We start from the raw sequence: 16,321 nt of genomic DNA on the forward strand, positions 1-16,321 counted from the left end.
TGTTGTTTAATGGTTGATCTAGTGTGGAGGCCGCTAGCGTGGTTTATAGCTTCCAACTGAATAGCAAGCTACCATAACCATGCCAAGCGCTATTGTCGTCGGTATACTCTTTGCTGTAACCATTAAAGGTCCATGATACTGACCAAGCCGGGTTATCCCATATTGCACCAACACTAACGCCGGCTTGCTGATGCGCTATATCAATCTCCGAGGTATAGGGGAGGTTGCCTGAGATAGTTAGGTCATTAAAACGATAGCCGATGAAAACTCGACTAAAGAGCATGAATTGACTCATCGATCCCGCGGTATTGAGTAAGCCTGCATCACTATAGTGATTGCTAAGGTTTCCAAAAGAGCTGGCTAAGTCGAAGCCCCAGCGCAAAGAGAGTCCTGCTTGCATTTCGCTGCGTAAATTACCAATTTCATTGTGACTAAAACCACTTAATTCCCACTCACTAGTAGCAAAACTCTTGTTGCGATATAGCAGTGATTCAATCTCATACGCGTACTGGGCGATGAATTGTCTCTCTATTTGATATTGCCAACCTTTTGGTGGCGATGAGCCAGTCACCTTATGTACCCAATTTTGCAGTGCTTCATTGCCAGACTCAGGGCCAATGATACCTAATGAAATCCAGTTTTTTTGCGCAAGATCAGAAGTGTATAGCGCGCCGTGAAACTCGGCCATTAAGGTACCCGCATAAGGTCTGTCAAAGGGTTGTGGGGTACTATGCTCGATTTCGTTAGGTGTCCACATGCGTTGGCTTAAACCTATTGCCCATGTGTGTTCGTACTGTGCTTGTGGCAAGAGAAGTTGTTTTTGCCATTCAAACCAGGTGGGAGACTTTATATCAACGGACAATAAACTATGTTTGTAGCCAAGGTTTATACCATTGGTAAAATCGCCATCGTCACCGAAAATAATATCATTGTCTAATTGCAGGTACCATTGGCCGACATCATTTGCAGAAGCGTTGCAAGCGCTAGCGATTAACAAAAAGGGTAGGCACCAAGATCTTGGTAGTCGGCTTGTTAACATGGGCAACTCCAATGACTTGAGTAAGCGTCTGTCCAGCATAGTTGTTGTAGTCGTTTATACAAGCACTTCAATGTGACGTTTTGTAAAGTATCACAATGATTTACTGATCTAAATCAACCCTTAAAACGTATGCCTACCATGAATAAAGTTAATCCGAAAAAATTATTGCACAGTAAGTGGACTAAAGTCATGCCCACTAACCGTGAGAAGCACTTTATGCTTGTCGAGGTTGAGGTGGATGAGGACCAAAATGTGCTGAACTGTACGATTGAAGCTGTAATGACTGGCAATCAGTACCCTATTGAATGGCGCTCGCTCAAAGACAGTGAAGTCTGGCGAATGGGGTGGCAGTGATGTTATCGATTTTTTCGATAGTCTTAATCTAATCACTTTAACTTAATTGCGCGCAATTTAATTGCTCGCTTTGGATTTGTCTGGTATAACTGTGAGCTATTGAGTTGTGCGCAACTTTAATAGGCTAAGTTGAACAAATTTTAAGGATATTGATATGAACACTCTATATGAAACAACTGCTACCGCGAGTGCAGGACGCAATGGTCAGGTAGCCACAGATGATGGCAAATTATCTGTGATGCTCAGTTACCCAAAAGAGATGGGTGGAAGTGGTGAAGCGACAAACCCTGAGCAATTGTTTGCCGCTGGGTATAGCGCTTGTTTTTCAAATGCAATATTGCACGTTGCCAGAGAGGCAAAAGTTGCTTTAACAGCTGCGCCAGTAACAGCTAAGGTCGGGATTGGTGCGCGTAAAGAGGGAGGGTTTGCGTTAACCGTAGCCTTGAGTGTCGAGCTAGCGCTGCCACAAGAGCGGGCGGTTGACTTAGTGAATGCCGCGCATCAAGTGTGTCCCTACTCAAACGCTGTACGAAACAACATAGATGTTGCGTTAACGGTAAATAACCAAGCATTGTAAACAGTCGTTAAAGGCTAGGGGGCAGGGTTAATGGAGAATCTCGTTGAATAATAAAATAGCACCAATATTCGTCACCATCGGCAGGGTGTTACTTGCACTCTATTTCTTATTACCAGGGGTGATGAAGTTTATTAGCTGGGACATGCATGTGGCGCTGATGCAAAAGCACAGCATGGTGATGATACCTGTGTTATTAACCGCAGCGGGCGTGTTTCAGATCGCCGCTGCAATTGCGTTGATCTTAAATCGCTACACAGGACTGGTGTCACTACTGTTGGCGGGGTTGGTGCTAGTGATTAACTTTAGTTTGCATGATTTTTGGAATTTCAGCGGGGTAGAAGGTGCCCATGAAATGCAAAATTTTGTCAAAAATCTAGGTATTCTAGCTGGGTTACTCGTGTTAGCTGGACATAGCGGCAGTCAGTCGGATATCGAGCATCGTTAGATTGATCAAAAGCGATATTGTTTCACGCTATTAAGCCTCTTTAGCAAATGCTATAAGGGGCTTTTATCATTTATGTTTGCTTAGCTCTGTCAGCAACATTTGACGCCCGTCACTTTCAACGTGAGTGAGAAACGCTTGCGCGATGGCAGAGGGGCGTTTAGTTTTGAGCCATAAAAAATACCAGTTTGAATTGATGGCCAACTCTTCGACCTTTAGTTGTGCTAACCCCATATTGCCGCCAAAAGCTAAGGTGTGTGCTGACAGGATGCTCACTCCCAAACCTGACATAACCGAGTGTTTAATGGCTTCGTTACTCTCGATGGTCATTTTCACATTTAACTTAACACCCTGCTTGCTCATGAACTTCTCTATGGCTAATCGGGTTCCTGAGCCATTTTCTCGCATCAGAAAAGGTTCATTACATAGCTCCGCCAATGACACGTCACGCTGTTTTACCAGAGGGTGGTTTTCGTGCGCGATAGCAACCAGTGGATTGTTGAAAAACTCAATGCTGTCGGTGTTGAGATCTCCTGGTGGGTGGCTAAACACGTAGAAATCATCAATACCTTGTTTTAGCCGGTCAATAATTTGCTGACGGTTACCCACATTGAGTTGAACTGCAACGTTAGGATAGCGTTCGCAAAAGGGCCCCAGCAGGTGGGGAATAAAGTACTTGGAGGTCGTTACCACTGCTAACCTTAGCGTACCAGATTTCAGTTCGCCCATATCAGACAGTGCCATTTCAAGCCTTGAGAAGCTGTCTAACACCTCTGTTGCGGTTTTGACTACTTCCAAGCCTGCTTCGGTGAACACCACCTTTCTGCCAACAATATTATATAAGGGTAAGCCAACCACATCGGTGAGCTTCTTTAATTGCATTGAAATGGTGGGCTGTGTCAGGTGGAGCGCCTCTGCTGCGCCACCGACGCTACCGCTATCATAGACGGCGAGTAGGATCTCCATCTGCCGAAGTGTGCCCAAATGAGCCTGTAACCTTAATGACATTGAATCTTCTCTCGCTACATATATAGATTTTTATCTATATATAACCATGAAAATATCTATTTTTATATATTAATCTTTTTTGGCAGAATCGCTTCATGGTTTTACGGTTGGCTTACCACCCTATATAGCGAGGTCTTTATGAAACGATTTATGCACATTGCGCTGCAAGATAAGCAGTCTCTATTTAGTCTGTTCACTGGCCTTGTGGTCACCCTTATTGGGGCAAGTGCTATGTCTCAAGGGCATAATGGTGCAGGCTTGATGATGGTTGGTGCGAGCATTCTTTCCTTGGCTGGTTTTTCACTCGCGGCGAGCTTACACAGAACAAAGCATGCGGTGTCGCCAACGGGCTCAATGACTAAGTTGCTAAAGCCTAAGGAAGCATAAGATGCAGATGGATATCACTATCGCATTTTTCATATTGGGCGCCTTAGCCACCTTGGTAAAGGCTAACATTCAATTTCCCAAAGCCCTGTATCAGGGGCTTACCCTGTTTTTGCTAATCGCCATAGGACTCAAAGGTGGCGTTGCTTTGGCGGAGCATGGTTCAGCCAAGTTGTTGCCTCAGTCGGGGCTGGTGATCTTACTGGGGCTAGTGATACCACTCATTGCTTTTCCTATTCTGCGCTTTATCGGTCAGCTCAATCGTGAAGACTCTGCCTCGATTGCAGCCCATTATGGTTCGGTGAGTATTGGTACTTATGCGGTTGCTGTTGCATTTTTAGAAACACAAAATATCGCCTATGAAGCCTATTTCCCGCTGTTTGTCGTGCTACTCGAAGTGCCTGCAATTGCGGTCGGTATTGCTCTAGCAAAAAAGACTGGCGATAAAGTGAAGTGGCGCGTGTTACTGCACGAGGTCTTTTGCAACCAGAGTATGTTGCTGCTTGTTGGAGCGCTATTAATTGGTTACTGGGGGGCCGACCAAATTGGTTCAATAAAGCCACTCTTCTTTGACCTGTTTCGCGGTGTGTTAGCCCTCTTCTTATTGGAGATGGGGATGGTCGCAGCGAGCCGCATTAAAGATTTGAAGCAGATGGGTAATTTTATGCTGGCGTTCGGTGTGGCCATGCCACTTATTGGTGGTCTTTTAGGTTGCATGTTGGGCATACAGATGGGGCTTTCTAGTGGTGGCGCGACCTTGTTGGCAGTGCTGGGAGGAAGTGCGTCATATATCGCGGTTCCTGCTGCAATGCGAGTGGCTATCCCTAACGCAAATCACAGTTTATCTATTACATACTCCTTAGCAATTACATTCCCGTTCAATGTGTTAGTAGGAATACCTACCTATGCGTTGTTCACTCATTGGTTAACAAATTAAGAGGCAAATATGAATCAAGCTAAAGTCGCCATCATCATGGGTTCGCAAAGTGATTGGCCAACCATGAAAAATGCTACCACAGTGTTAGATGCGCTAGAGATTGCCTATACCGCGCAGGTTGTGTCGGCTCATCGCACTCCTGAGCGTTTAGTTGAGTTTAGCCATGGCGCCGCCGCAGACGGTGTTGAGGTGATTATTGCCGGTGCGGGTGGTGCTGCACATTTACCAGGAATGACAGCTGCCATGACACATTTGCCTGTGATTGCAGTGCCGGTGCAGAGTAAGGCGTTAAAGGGAATGGACAGTCTACTTTCTATTGTGCAGATGCCAAAAGGTGTCGCGGTGGCCACTCAAGCTATCGGTGAAGCAGGGGCGTTTAATGCAGGCTTGATGGCGGCGCAAATTTTGGCATTAAAAGATAAAGAGTTGACCCAGCGTCTATGTGACTGGCGCGCGAGCCAAACTGCCAGTGTTCCCTTGGAGGTTGAGTAATGCGTATTGGCATCATTGGTTGCGGTCAGCTAGCCAGAATGATGGCCCTTGCAGGACTACCGCTAGGGATAAAATTTAGCTTTGTTGCCGATAGCGGTGTTGATACCGATCTCAGTTGTGTTGAAGGTTTGGGCATTATAGCGCCCTGGCAGCCAGGGCAAAGTATAGAAGCTCTTTATCAAGCCCTTGGTAAACCCGATGTGATCACGGTAGAAAAAGAGCAGGTTGATTTGCATCTCGTGCAGCAACTTGAAACCTATTGCACGGTTCGCCCCAGCGCCGCTAGCATTGCCCAGTGTAAAAGTCGTATCAAAGAGAAGCAATTGTTGGCCAAGCTAGACATTCCTTGTGCGCCTTTTACCTATCAAGTTGACCTGGCTCAAAGCGCCACAACCCTTGGTTTGCCTATGGTGATAAAGTCCTTGGATGAAGGTTATGATGGTAAAAATCAGTGGGTCGTCCATGACAGTGATAGCCTCAATACGCTTACGGCCTCAGAAAGTTTTGGCGATCATTTGATAGAACAGTGGGTACCCTTCGATAAAGAGGTGTCACTTATTGGTACGCGTGGTCATGACGGTGACATTCATTTTTATCCCTTGACCGAAAATGTGCATCGCAAAGGCATTTTGATTCGCTCAACCGCGCCAGCTAAGCATATTAGCCCAAAGATGGAAGCCGCAGCGCAGGACTATATGCGCCGACTACTCGAAGCTGAGGATTATGTTGGCGTGTTGGCGATGGAACTATTTGTAGTAGGCGACCAATTGCTGGTCAATGAACTGGCCCCTCGTGTTCATAACAGTGGACACTGGACCCAAATGGGGGCTACAACATGTCAGTTTGAAAATCATATTCGCGCAGTTGCAGGCTTGCCACTTGGGGCTACCACGTTAACTAGCAAAACCGGTATGTTAAACCTACTTGGTGTTGCTGTGCCGCCGATGAAAGCGCTAAGTTCGAGTTCAAGTTTGCATTGGTATAACAAGGAGTCTAAGCCTAATCGTAAGTTAGGACATATCAATTTTACTGCTGCCGATTATGTCTCGCTCGACCAACAGATGGATCTCGCTGAAACCCATTTATATTGATTTGTTGTTAAACGCCCATCTCTTTTAGCCAGTATGGTGCGCGGCATGGCTGCACCATACTGGCTATCTTCTTTATGACTGAAGCCTTAAGTCCATCTGCTGTTCCAGCCGCTTATGCCTACCGCAATGACTATCATCGCTAGGTCATCGTACAACGCATGGGGACGATTCAAAGTTAAGATCCCTAGCGAATTCAGGTAAATCACAGATACAAAAAAGCCGCTAAACCCGTCTGGTAGGGGTTTAGCGGCCTTTGAAGGTTATTGCTAACCTTGTGTTGGTGGAGGCGGCGGGGCTCTGGTGTCTGCTGTAACCTATTGTTTGTGATGTATTCGTTGGCTTGAGGCTCTTGTGGTGTTACGTCGAGTGTTACAATTGTGGCGGGTCACTTTGAAATATTTTACAAAAAATAATCATCGGCGGCCTGTAGCCTTTCGGCTAACCCTCTGTAGTGGTTCTTTCCAAATTAATAGCCTTTTCACATTCACAGCGTTATTTTTATGCCACGATAAGCCAGTAGCAGTACTACTGCCGAAGATCGATTTTCTTTGTGGTTAAGCACTATTCACTAAATTAGCATGAGTTGAATGCGTTCGTTGCTGGTGGTGTGAAGGGATAAAATAGGCTGTGAATGAGCAAGTTATTTAAAATAAAGGGTTATTTAACCGTTGAAGAAGCTGCGGAATACTTGTCTTCTTCATTAAATGAACAAGTACGTTTATCAGATATCTATGGTTTAGCGCTAGATAAGCATTTATTACTGTCAGTTCGATTGATCAACCAAGCATACGCCATCGGTGGGCAGTATATTTACAGTCAAGATAATGGCACTAATCGGTATCAAGTTGACTATAACCTGGCGACTAACGAAGCCTTAAGTGAACCACGTCACATTTGTTTGGATGATGAGTTGCAGGTCGCAGAAAACAAATGGCTCGCGTTCGATAAAAAGATTAATGTCATCGATGGAATCTGGGATTTAGCCATGATTGGAATCGAGTCTCAAGAAATTAAAATGCTGCACCAAAAAGAAGTTGGTGGCCCTGAGCCTGTATTTGCTGCACTTAATGGTTTCTTCTTAAGGCGAGGAGAGTTTATTTACAAACTTCTAACAAGCCTTCCCCTTGATGACGGGGAAGGCAATCTGGAAGCTTTGCAGGCAAAATTCGATTCCCTTCTGAAATCCAAAGGCTTAACAATTAATGATATTCTGAACAGCGACAATAGCTATGCACTAGATGCTTTAAATGACGCTGAGCTTGAAGACTTTATGCAGATTAATTCTGTATTTATGCAGGGTGAGCAAGATGAGCAAGATGAGCAAGATGAGCAAGATGAGCACGGTGACCATGAAGAAAGTGATGCTTACCTTGCCCTTGAAGATTTTAGCTATCAACTTGTCATTAAAACAAATGAACTTACACGATTTGTTCAATCGCTAGACGAAGCACATTCGTTACCAGCCCAAATAGAGAAGCCATTGGGCTCAAAAGAGCGTAACACGCTTCTTGCCCTTATCGATGCATTGTTAAAAGAGCAGGGCATAGATCCTTCAGGTAGAGGTGTTACATCTGCAATTAGGTTAATGACAGAGACGGCAGGCACGCCAATATCTGAAAATACAATCCGTAAGATCCTCAATCAAGTTAGTGATATTGCAGGTTGATGGCGTTGTTGCCTAAATAGGGAGTCTTCTGCTCCCGTTGCGATCTGATCCTGTGAACTCGTCACAGGAAAGCGCACATATGGGTAAATCAAAGCAACGCATCACCAACAGGTCCCAATACAACAAAGTCTTGGTTAACCGGGGGCGCTGACTTTTTGGATAGGCGAGCAAGCCATCAATCATTGGTTTTGCTATGAGCATCATGGTGGCCGTGGTCGAGGATTTCAGTACTGCCCTCTCCATTAGCAGGAAGCTATTGAAACAGCGCTAATGCTAAAAGCCCTATTCGGTCTGCCATTGCGTGCACTGGAGGGGTTTACTAACTAAATAATTCCAAACATGTACTTGACAAGTACATGTTTGCTGGTGCATTATGTAGTCAGTGAGTACATAAAGGAGTGTATAATGAACCTTCTCAGTCTAAGACTACCAACGAAAACGTCTTTACCCCCTGTTCAGGAAAGTGAGCTAATGGCTTATTGCTTTGAGACTCTGACACTAATTGAAAACTTGCGTCAGAGTCTAGAGAGCTATGGAGCAGAAGGTGATCCTCATGAGGTGCCGAAATGGGAAGGCAATAAGCAACAATTGGCAATCATGAAAGCTAGTCGTGTTTGGTTGGTTTTTAAAGAATTATTTTCTTATGCAGAGCTGGGTAAGCCTATCAATATAAGTTCTTCTGAAAATATTGGGGCTTGGCTTACTGACCACCTAGAGAATGCTGTGAAATGGATTTGTTGCACCTATCCAATGAAGGAATATCACGGATTTTATCTTAGTTTTGTCGGTGAACAAATCGTCTATAAATTTCTTGCCAGGCTTAAATTAGATTTTGAATGTGACTTGGAAGAAGTAATCGGTTGCGGATTAACCCCTTTTCCATATACACATGAAATGCATCTAACTGTTATGGAAATAGCTCTTTTAGCGGGGATAAGCGAACGGTCAGTAAGAAATGCTATCTACAGCAAAGATGACAGACTTGAGCATATCAAAGATGGGCGGCAAGTTTATGTGTCGGTTAAGGAAGCGCGAAGATGGTTACAAGAAAGAAGGAAATTTACTCGTACGGAGGGTGTTGCCTATTAACCCAATCCGACAGTCAATAATTAGTTATATCTTCGCATTTGGTAGTACCTGGTAGAGTTATAACTAGTTGCCAAGAATTAGGTGCTTTAAAACTGAGTAATAAATCAAAAGGATAGGATATAGATATGTTACCAACACATGGAAAAATTAACTGCCAAGATTGTTTTCCCTCTGGAGCTGAATGGGGCAAAACATCACTTCAACAAGATAACTGGTTAATTGATAACAACCCGTGCAGTTGGGGTGGTCAGAATCCAGAAGTACTGGTTCTTGGCTTCTCAAAAGGAACCAACCAAAACTCGAAGTTGCAAAGTTCTGATTTTAATTCCATCCCGTATTCTGGTTTCCGTCACAGGCTTTCAAAAGTGTTAGATCGCCTGAATCTACTCAACTCTGGTGAAGTTGTAGATACTTTAATTCATGGTGAAGATAATAGTCGTTTTCATTTTGCCTCCTTAGTTCGTTGTTCACTGTCTGTAAAGGACGAACACTCGGGGAAATATCTGAAGTCCGGTAATATCATAGCTAGAAGCGCCAGAGATTCAAATTCTCAGTCAGCCATCGACAAATGTACACGTAAATTTTTAGGAGCTATTCCTAAGAAAACCAAAGTTGTTGTTTTATTAAGTAACGATGATGGCTATGTAGATGCTTGTTACGAGCAATTTCGCAATCTTTACCCTGGTCTGAAAAGAATCAACCCCGTAGCTTATGCTGACCAGGAACGTACTTGGGTACATGTCATTCATCCTGCAGGCACTACCGGGCATCATTTTAACGATTGGCTCGATATGGCTGTTGGTAAACAGGCGCATAAACGTGATTGGGCTCTAGAAGCACTTAATATGACTACCGCCACTATGGCTCACGGCGCTCCAGCAATCAGTTTTGATTCTCATGTTAAAGACGAGATTAAGGAACCGATGTTAAAGGCTAGTAGAAGAGAAGTGCATAAACCTGAATGCCAGTCATATTGCCCAAATGAAGAAGCTCAAGGGCGTTCAATCGTCTTTCCGGTTACGTTATCAACTGGAGCCTTAAAAAACAGTTATATACCGTTATCTTCCATCTTACATTTGTTGCCGAATGAAATAATTGGCGGCTCAAAAAAAAGCTGAGGTGGCACCAAGGCAAATCTCTCTCAATTTGCATGGTATAGGCTGGGTAAAAACTGATATTGCAGGGGATAAAAAGATCTTTCGTTGTCGTGGTGAAATACGACATTTTTTAGAAATAAATCATGCAATGCCTGGTGAACAAGTGATTTTCGAGAAGCTCGGAAAATATGAGTATTCTGTTCGTGTTGATAAGTCATAGTTGCCGAATTTGTTCTTAATTTCTTGTCTCGATTTTTAAGAATAAATAATAGCTGACGTATACTAATTTAATGGAATAATTTATGAAGCATGAATCTATTGCTAAGGCTGAAGTCAAAGGTGCTTTTAGGCAAGTCAAGGCTAACTTTGAGCAGCTAAAACTAAATAAGAAAAGAGGTCTTTACACCCCTTTTTCTAAGAAAAACATTACTAGATTTATAAATGATATCTCCAGGCTGCATCAAGGTTTTCTGCTCTACAATCGGCGGACTATGCGCAAGAATAGCTGGCATTTTTATGAGGAAATGGCTGCGGTAGAATATGAATTAATTGAAATGGATGGCATTGGTCCTGTTAGTCGTTTATTTATTGATGGGTGGGATACCAGAAGGCTTATCAAGGGAGGTGTTGGGCATTTAAGCTATAAAAGCAAATTTTATTTTCATGAGCACTTTTTAATTAGAATGGTTCAGCGGTTAGGTTTGCATGGATTTACTGAAATCGGCCCTAAGATTTATCCTTTGATAACCTGGATTGTAAATAGGAATAGACCATCGAAATGGTATGCTTGCGACTCTCATTTTGTTTTTAAAGAATATGTTATAGTGGCTGCTTCTCTTCATGAAAACAAAGGCTTAGTTTTTAAAACAGTTTTGTTAACGGAGTTTTTTAACGAACGCCAAAAAGCCTTTTATCAGGTCGCAGTTGATTGCATTTTAAGAGGCAAGTGTGATGCTGTATATCTTGATGCTGAGAAATGTATCTCTAAGGAAATTAAATTTTCTGATGAGCTTGAGATATTTGAACTTGCTGGAAGTACCTTTTGGATTAATCCGGCCTAAATAAATATAATTCTCTGTCCTAAGATGGCGTTGTTGCCTAAATAGGGAACCTTTGTCCGCCGCTGCGATCTGATCTTGTGAACACATCACAGGAAAGCACAAAATGGGGAAATCAAAGCATCGCAAAACCAACTGGCCCCAATACAACTAAGCCCTAGTTAACAGAGGCCCGCTGATTTTTTGGATCGATGATCAGGCCATCAGTCACTGGTGTTGTACTGAGCACCATGGTGGCCGAGGATGTGCTTACCAGTACAGCCCTCTCCATTAGCAGAAAGGCTATTGAAACAGTGCTAATGCTAAAAGTCCTATTCAATCAGCCATTACGTGCATTGGAGGGCTTTTTTAGTTGGATCTTTGGCCTGATGGATTTGCCCATAACTTCACCCGGCTATAGCTGTATTTCTAAGCGCCAAGACGGTTCATATTAACTACCGCAATCCCAGCCGTGGAAGAAAGACAATGATTACCACCAACTGTCACTGTCAGATACTGCCATGTATCGCTACAAGCAGCTCATCAGCGCGAAGTTGAGCCTCAGGGATTACAACGGGCAAGTTGGCGAGGTACTGGCGGGTATAAAGGTGATGAACAACGTCATAGGACTAGGAATGCCTTCTACAGCCCTGATGGCAAACTCACCGTACCATTAGGTACTGATTATTTTTTATTGCAGCAATTGCGTAACATCTTTGATTCTACTCATAAAAATAAAACAATTTTAATGACACCACCTGTCATTTTGCTATGTTAATGTCCGCTGTAAGGATCAAGCAAACGGATAACGAGTTACATGGAACTTAACGTAAAACTGGCTGAGCGTATCGTCAGCATCATCAGTAAGCTCAATCTAGGTGAACAATTTTCACTTGATGATCTTGTCACTGAGTTTGGCGTCGATAAGCGAACAATCCAGCGTGATATCAATGAAAGGCTTTCCTTTTTACCTCTTAAAAAAATCAATGGTGTCTTCAGTCTGGAGCCGGTTTTTTTGGGGCGTTTGTCAAAGCAGGATATTCGTAATTTCGCCAGTTTAGTCGGGGTCAGTAACTTGTTTCCAAAAATGGATTCAAGCTTTATCACTTCGGTTCTCAGTCAGGCATTTAACAGTCCTTACCTAGTTAAAGCCGAACAATATGAAGCCAATACTCGTCTTGAGCCCTTGTTAAAACAGGTTGAACGCGTCATTTCCAAAAGCCTGTTAATCAATTTTTACTATAAAGATAAACAGTATTGCCGCATCTCCCCTTATAAGCTCATCAGCCAAAGAGGGGTCTGGTATCTGGCCGCAGTAGATCATGGCCAACTGAAATCATTTGCATTAACAAAAATAACCCTGTTGGTGCCTTTAGCCGAAACCTTCATATCTGACCCTGAAATTATTCAAATTATTGATGAGGAAGAAGGAATATATTTCGGTAAGAACAAGTTTGAAGTCGTCCTCAGAGTCGACAGTGACGTTGCCCACTATTTTAAACGGCGTCAATTGTTGCCTGAGCAAGTCTTAATCAAAGAGTTGGAACATGGTGATCTCTTGTTGTCATCCAAGGTTGTCGATGGCATGCAGATTGTCCCGCTTATCAAGCGTTGGATGCCAAACATAGAAGTTATTAGCCCCAATGGCATCCGCCAGCAAATTATCCATGATATTCATGCCTATTTGGCAAAACAACCACAGCAAACCGGAGAGTCAAGATGACAGTGCCGCACAGGTTCGATTTCCATTCCCAGTCATTTTTTATCGATTTAATCGGAAAGGCCGAAAGTCTGAATGCAGCGTTAAATATCAGCGATTCCACCGCTAGGGAAATGGAATATTTATCCGCTAAGCTAGCTGACTTTAAGGTAATGGTGCCTGTAGTCGGCAAATTTTCTGGCGGCAAAAGTACTCTACTCAATACGCATATGCGCAACTCCGTTTTAAAGCATGACATCACCCCGGAAACGGCTTTTGCCACAGAGCTTCATTACAGTGAAACCGAAAAACTCTTGGTTCATTATCTGGACGATACGCCAGTTGCCGAATTACCGGCTGACGCGCTGGGCACACTCCAGGGGAGAGACAATTTATTCTATGTGCAATTGTTCTTAAACAATGACGCGCTTAAATGCCATCCAAATGTGGTTCTGGTTGACATGCCTGGTTTTGACTCCAAGAGTCAGGCTCATCATAAGGCCATAGCCAATTACCTGGCTCGCGGTGATTTGTTCGTGTGTCTGTTTCCTGCAGGTGTGTCTTTTGATGGTTCAATCATCGACAGTATTGCCGAGATAAAACTGGATCACGGCAAGGATGTGCTTTGTCTGTTGTCAAAGTCTGGGCGGCAAACCGCTGCGGCATTAAATGAGAGCAAGGCAAGCTTGGTTGAAACACTTGCCCGCACGACTGGCAGCAGAATATCGATTGGCCATATCGAAGCCGTTGATAAGAAAAGATTCACACTGGATGACTTTGACGGTGGATTGGCCGATATTGGCTTGCGTTTTGATGAGCTGCTAAGCAAGCGCTTTACCACTCAACTGGATGCCAGTCTGGACAAATTGGTACATGAGCTCCAGTCAATGCAAAGGTATAGCCAATCCAACGAAGCTCAGTTACGTCAGCAGATAGGCGTTGCGGAGCAGGCGTATTCACAGGCAAGGGAAGAATTGAATCACAGTTTGACACAACTCGAGTACAACCTGTGCAGCCTGGGTAAAGAGCAGCTGATCAGCCAGGTGAGTATGGTGCTCAATACCGCCACCGATCGACTGCTTGGTGCCGCCAAGGCCAATCAATTGAGTAGTGAAATTGCCGAGATCCTTAGGCCAGTATTACAGTCCGGCATAAAAAGCCTGATACAGGCAGAAGTAGGAAAGCTCGAAAAACAGCTCGATTCAATCAGCTGCACCGACTACCAGGGCTTGCAGATCTCGGTGTCACTGGCCGCGGAACAAAAAGATGAGTTGGATGATCTCATCCCCATCATTATTGCGACGCTGGGGCCACTTATTTTAAGCCGCCTAGGGCCGGTGGGGCTGATTATCAGCAATCTGTTAGCGCAGATCTTCGGTGCCAAACCCGCGCAGCAACAAGATCAGCAGGCGATGCTACAACAGAAAATCCAAAGTGAGGTGATCCCGCAGGCGATTAATCATGCCATCGAGCATATCAAGGCCCAACTTGAGAAAGCCGCAGCGCAACTCAAAGACCAGGTTATGGACTCTTTCGAGCAGAACAAACATGCCCATCAGCAAAAATTGCACAGCCTGCAACAGCAACTCAATGAAGATAAAGCTAAATTTGATCGACTTCAGGCTGATTATGCCGATGGCCTGCAGCAAGTACAGCAACTGAGGCAGTTATTGATACCAGTGGCGCTGGAGGAAAATCGATGACACAGGCCTTGGATTTTGAAGCCTTGATGAATGGACACCAGCAAGCGACACCACAAGAACCCGCCGGCATACATGGCCAGACTGGCTCTGCCTTGGGCGAGAATCGTTATCTGAGCCGACCAGAGGATGGGCTTGGCTTGTGTGCCGAGTTGATCGCCAGCGGCGATACCCATACACAGACAGAACAGCTGTTGGGGCAATTCAGTCGGGTCATTAGTGAGCGTTTTTTACCCCACAGCAAACAGGCCGACAACATGCTGGCGGTCGATACCTATGAGCAGTTACTGGGACTGGCCAAAAAGCTGGCTGAAATTGTCAGCTTCCCACATCTGGAGTCGTACCACACCATTGCCGTTGGGGGCTCTTTCAGTGCTGGTAAATCGAGATTTTTGAATTCGGTACTTGGGTGTGACTCCTTGCTGCCTACTGACACCACGCCCACCACTTCGATACCCACCTATATTACCCGTGGGGCGGAGGATGCGATTCATGCGTTGAATTTTTATCACAAGAAAACCCGCATTGACCAGGATGGACTCAAGGCCATTTGTCATAGCTTTAGCCAGAAATTTGGGGTGACCTTCAGTCATCTGCTGCAGCTGATTTCGGTCGAGCGCTGTGAGTTTCGTTATCCTGAACTGGTGTTTTTGGATACACCCGGCTATAGCAAGGCCGATGATATTCATGATGCCGCCAGAAATACCGACGAAAATATCGCCCGGGCACATCTGGGCCGGGCAGATTATCTGATCTGGCTGGTGGATCAGCAAAATGGCACGATCCCAAGACATGATATCGAATTTCTGCAATCCCTCGAACTTAGCCAACCTGTGCTGGTGGTCATCAGCAAGGCAGATAAAAAGCCGCCCGCCCAGATAGAGGCCATTATTGCCGCAGCCCGGCAAGATTTGGATCAGGCCGAGATAGCCTATCACCAGGTGATTGGCTATTCGGCGCAGCAGCACAAGGAATATTCACCCACCCGTCAGGTGTTAACTGATTTCCTCGAAAGAGTCAGCCAGGGCAAGGCGGGTACGGCGGTCTTATGGCAACTCAATGAACTCTTTAAGCCTTATGTCAATGGTTTCGATTCGCGCCTGCATACCCTCAATCTGACCAGCAAGACCATCAAAGAGCTTGTGTATGAAGAGCAACTGGATGATACCAAGAAAGTGCACCTGCAAGATCTGCGTCAAAAAAACACTCAGCAAGTGTCTGCATGCAGCCAATATAAGCAGGAAGCAATACAGATAAACCAGGTGCTGGCAGAATTAATCGAGCAGATTTGTCAGGCCTTATCACTCAAAATCTGTCGGCAGCCCTCGCCAGTGGCGATAGCACGCATGCAGCAAAAGTCCGATCAAGTGTTGGTGGAATACCGATTCGAAGCGCTGCTCAAGGGCGATCAAACTCAGTTAGCCAAATTTGCCGATCTTACCGACGTTGCCGGCAAAATTAGCCGAGTCAGCGCCGTAGGCGCATTTATTGATATAGGTCTGGATTTTGAGATTTTAATCACCAAAAACAAACTCACCCAGGCATTGGGCGCGGGGCCATTGGGGGAACTCATTGTCCCGCAGCAGCCGGCCCGGGTTCAAATCCTGGATAACAAGAAAGCCGTGGTCAGGCTGGAACTGGCTCAGCCTCAGGTTTGACGCCGCTCCAGCAGTCTATGTTTTCAATATCAGCAACAGAAAAGGAAGTAA

The 16,321-nt window shown here is 44.8% G+C and carries 16 protein-coding genes and 2 pseudogenes; 16 read left to right on the forward strand and 2 right to left on the reverse strand.

Features of this window, described 5'->3' with window-relative positions:
* Nucleotides 1-43: 43 nt before the first annotated feature.
* Nucleotides 44-1,039 carry a lipid A deacylase LpxR family protein gene (locus L876_RS0119405; protein ID WP_037429357.1) on the reverse strand — a complete coding sequence of 332 codons (996 nt, stop codon included), beginning with the start codon at nucleotides 1,037-1,039 and terminating at the stop codon, nucleotides 44-46.
* Between the two features lie 138 nt (nucleotides 1,040-1,177).
* Here L876_RS0119405 and L876_RS0119410 point away from each other — a divergent pair, with 138 nt between their 5' ends.
* The 3 genes from L876_RS0119410 to L876_RS0119420 all read left to right on the forward strand — a co-directional run bounded on the left by L876_RS0119410 (nucleotide 1,178) and on the right by L876_RS0119420 (nucleotide 2,415).
* Nucleotides 1,178-1,393: a TIGR02450 family Trp-rich protein gene (locus L876_RS0119410; protein WP_028765314.1), complete on the forward strand. Its 216-nt coding sequence runs from the start codon at nucleotides 1,178-1,180 to the stop codon at nucleotides 1,391-1,393.
* A gap of 154 nt (nucleotides 1,394-1,547) precedes the next feature.
* Nucleotides 1,548-1,970 carry an organic hydroperoxide reductase Ohr gene (gene ohr / locus L876_RS0119415; RefSeq protein ID WP_028765315.1) on the forward strand — a complete coding sequence of 141 codons (423 nt, stop codon included), beginning with the start codon at nucleotides 1,548-1,550 and terminating at the stop codon, nucleotides 1,968-1,970.
* A gap of 43 nt (nucleotides 1,971-2,013) precedes the next feature.
* Nucleotides 2,014-2,415, forward strand: a complete 402-nt coding sequence (locus L876_RS0119420; RefSeq protein WP_028765316.1) for a DoxX family protein — start codon at nucleotides 2,014-2,016, stop codon at nucleotides 2,413-2,415.
* A gap of 66 nt (nucleotides 2,416-2,481) precedes the next feature.
* On the opposite strand, the gene L876_RS0119425 is transcribed toward L876_RS0119420, so the two are convergent.
* Complete coding sequence (locus tag L876_RS0119425) at nucleotides 2,482-3,420, reverse strand: LysR family transcriptional regulator (protein WP_028765317.1); 939 nt, start codon at nucleotides 3,418-3,420, stop codon at nucleotides 2,482-2,484.
* Between the two features lie 138 nt (nucleotides 3,421-3,558).
* Here L876_RS0119425 and L876_RS0119430 point away from each other — a divergent pair, with 138 nt between their 5' ends.
* The 13 genes and pseudogenes from L876_RS0119430 to L876_RS22370 all read left to right on the forward strand — a co-directional run bounded on the left by L876_RS0119430 (nucleotide 3,559) and on the right by L876_RS22370 (nucleotide 16,270).
* Entirely contained in the window at nucleotides 3,559-3,807 is a 249-nt protein-coding gene (locus L876_RS0119430; protein WP_028765318.1) for a hypothetical protein, read from the forward strand.
* 1 nt (nucleotide 3,808) lies between these two features.
* Nucleotides 3,809-4,741, forward strand: coding sequence for a sodium-dependent bicarbonate transport family permease (locus L876_RS0119435; protein ID WP_028765319.1), 933 nt, complete (start codon nucleotides 3,809-3,811; stop codon nucleotides 4,739-4,741).
* Between the two features lie 9 nt (nucleotides 4,742-4,750).
* Nucleotides 4,751-5,233, forward strand: a complete 483-nt coding sequence (gene purE / locus L876_RS0119440; protein WP_028765320.1) for a 5-(carboxyamino)imidazole ribonucleotide mutase — start codon at nucleotides 4,751-4,753, stop codon at nucleotides 5,231-5,233.
* A complete protein-coding gene (locus tag L876_RS0119445) occupies nucleotides 5,233-6,324 on the forward strand; it encodes a 5-(carboxyamino)imidazole ribonucleotide synthase (RefSeq protein ID WP_028765321.1) in 1,092 nt (363 codons plus the stop codon). Before purE ends, L876_RS0119445 begins: the two co-directional genes overlap by 1 nt.
* A gap of 631 nt (nucleotides 6,325-6,955) precedes the next feature.
* Entirely contained in the window at nucleotides 6,956-7,990 is a 1,035-nt protein-coding gene (locus tag L876_RS0119450; RefSeq protein WP_028765322.1) for a hypothetical protein, read from the forward strand.
* Between the two features lie 79 nt (nucleotides 7,991-8,069).
* Nucleotides 8,070-8,314, forward strand: a pseudogene (locus tag L876_RS22605) (transposase); the annotation flags it as partial.
* A gap of 81 nt (nucleotides 8,315-8,395) precedes the next feature.
* Entirely contained in the window at nucleotides 8,396-9,079 is a 684-nt protein-coding gene (locus L876_RS0119455; protein ID WP_028765323.1) for a helix-turn-helix domain-containing protein, read from the forward strand.
* A 125-nt stretch (nucleotides 9,080-9,204) separates the two neighbouring features.
* On the forward strand, nucleotides 9,205-10,197 hold the full coding sequence (locus tag L876_RS0119460) for a hypothetical protein (protein WP_028765324.1): 993 nt from the start codon (nucleotides 9,205-9,207) through the stop codon (nucleotides 10,195-10,197).
* 281 nt (nucleotides 10,198-10,478) lie between these two features.
* The gene (locus tag L876_RS0119470) at nucleotides 10,479-11,237 is read left to right on the forward strand and encodes a hypothetical protein (RefSeq protein WP_028765326.1); all 759 of its coding nucleotides are present in this window, start codon (nucleotides 10,479-10,481) and stop codon (nucleotides 11,235-11,237) included.
* Nucleotides 11,238-11,340: 103 nt separating this feature from the next.
* A pseudogene (locus L876_RS22610) lies at nucleotides 11,341-11,890 on the forward strand (transposase).
* Between the two features lie 140 nt (nucleotides 11,891-12,030).
* A complete protein-coding gene (locus tag L876_RS22170; protein WP_037429361.1) occupies nucleotides 12,031-12,936 on the forward strand; it encodes a helix-turn-helix transcriptional regulator in 906 nt (301 codons plus the stop codon).
* Nucleotides 12,933-14,615 carry a dynamin family protein gene (locus tag L876_RS0119485; protein ID WP_028765327.1) on the forward strand — a complete coding sequence of 561 codons (1,683 nt, stop codon included), beginning with the start codon at nucleotides 12,933-12,935 and terminating at the stop codon, nucleotides 14,613-14,615. Before L876_RS22170 ends, L876_RS0119485 begins: the two co-directional genes overlap by 4 nt.
* Entirely contained in the window at nucleotides 14,612-16,270 is a 1,659-nt protein-coding gene (locus L876_RS22370) for a dynamin family protein (protein ID WP_028765328.1), read from the forward strand. The genes L876_RS0119485 and L876_RS22370 overlap by 4 nt, the downstream gene beginning before the upstream one ends.
* Nucleotides 16,271-16,321 lie beyond the last annotated feature (51 nt).

It is taken from the genome of Shewanella colwelliana ATCC 39565, from assembly GCF_000518705.1.
Classification (GTDB): Bacteria; Pseudomonadota; Gammaproteobacteria; order Enterobacterales; family Shewanellaceae; genus Shewanella; species Shewanella colwelliana.

Coding starts and splice junctions, on each gene's coding strand:
- L876_RS0119425 (WP_028765317.1), bottom strand. CDS start 3,420: ATGTCATTAAGGTTACAGGCTCATTTGGGCACACTTCGGCAGATGGAG.
- L876_RS22370 (WP_028765328.1), top strand. CDS start 14,612: ATGACACAGGCCTTGGATTTTGAAGCCTTGATGAATGGACACCAGCAA.
- L876_RS0119460 (WP_028765324.1), top strand. CDS start 9,205: ATGTTACCAACACATGGAAAAATTAACTGCCAAGATTGTTTTCCCTCT.
- L876_RS0119435 (WP_028765319.1), top strand. CDS start 3,809: ATGCAGATGGATATCACTATCGCATTTTTCATATTGGGCGCCTTAGCC.
- L876_RS0119445 (WP_028765321.1), top strand. CDS start 5,233: ATGCGTATTGGCATCATTGGTTGCGGTCAGCTAGCCAGAATGATGGCC.
- L876_RS0119430 (WP_028765318.1), top strand. CDS start 3,559: ATGAAACGATTTATGCACATTGCGCTGCAAGATAAGCAGTCTCTATTT.
- L876_RS0119405 (WP_037429357.1), bottom strand. CDS start 1,039: ATGTTAACAAGCCGACTACCAAGATCTTGGTGCCTACCCTTTTTGTTA.
- L876_RS0119450 (WP_028765322.1), top strand. CDS start 6,956: ATGAGCAAGTTATTTAAAATAAAGGGTTATTTAACCGTTGAAGAAGCT.
- L876_RS0119455 (WP_028765323.1), top strand. CDS start 8,396: ATGAACCTTCTCAGTCTAAGACTACCAACGAAAACGTCTTTACCCCCT.
- L876_RS22170 (WP_037429361.1), top strand. CDS start 12,031: ATGGAACTTAACGTAAAACTGGCTGAGCGTATCGTCAGCATCATCAGT.
- purE (WP_028765320.1), top strand. CDS start 4,751: ATGAATCAAGCTAAAGTCGCCATCATCATGGGTTCGCAAAGTGATTGG.
- L876_RS0119485 (WP_028765327.1), top strand. CDS start 12,933: ATGACAGTGCCGCACAGGTTCGATTTCCATTCCCAGTCATTTTTTATC.
- L876_RS0119410 (WP_028765314.1), top strand. CDS start 1,178: ATGAATAAAGTTAATCCGAAAAAATTATTGCACAGTAAGTGGACTAAA.
- L876_RS0119470 (WP_028765326.1), top strand. CDS start 10,479: ATGAAGCATGAATCTATTGCTAAGGCTGAAGTCAAAGGTGCTTTTAGG.
- ohr (WP_028765315.1), top strand. CDS start 1,548: ATGAACACTCTATATGAAACAACTGCTACCGCGAGTGCAGGACGCAAT.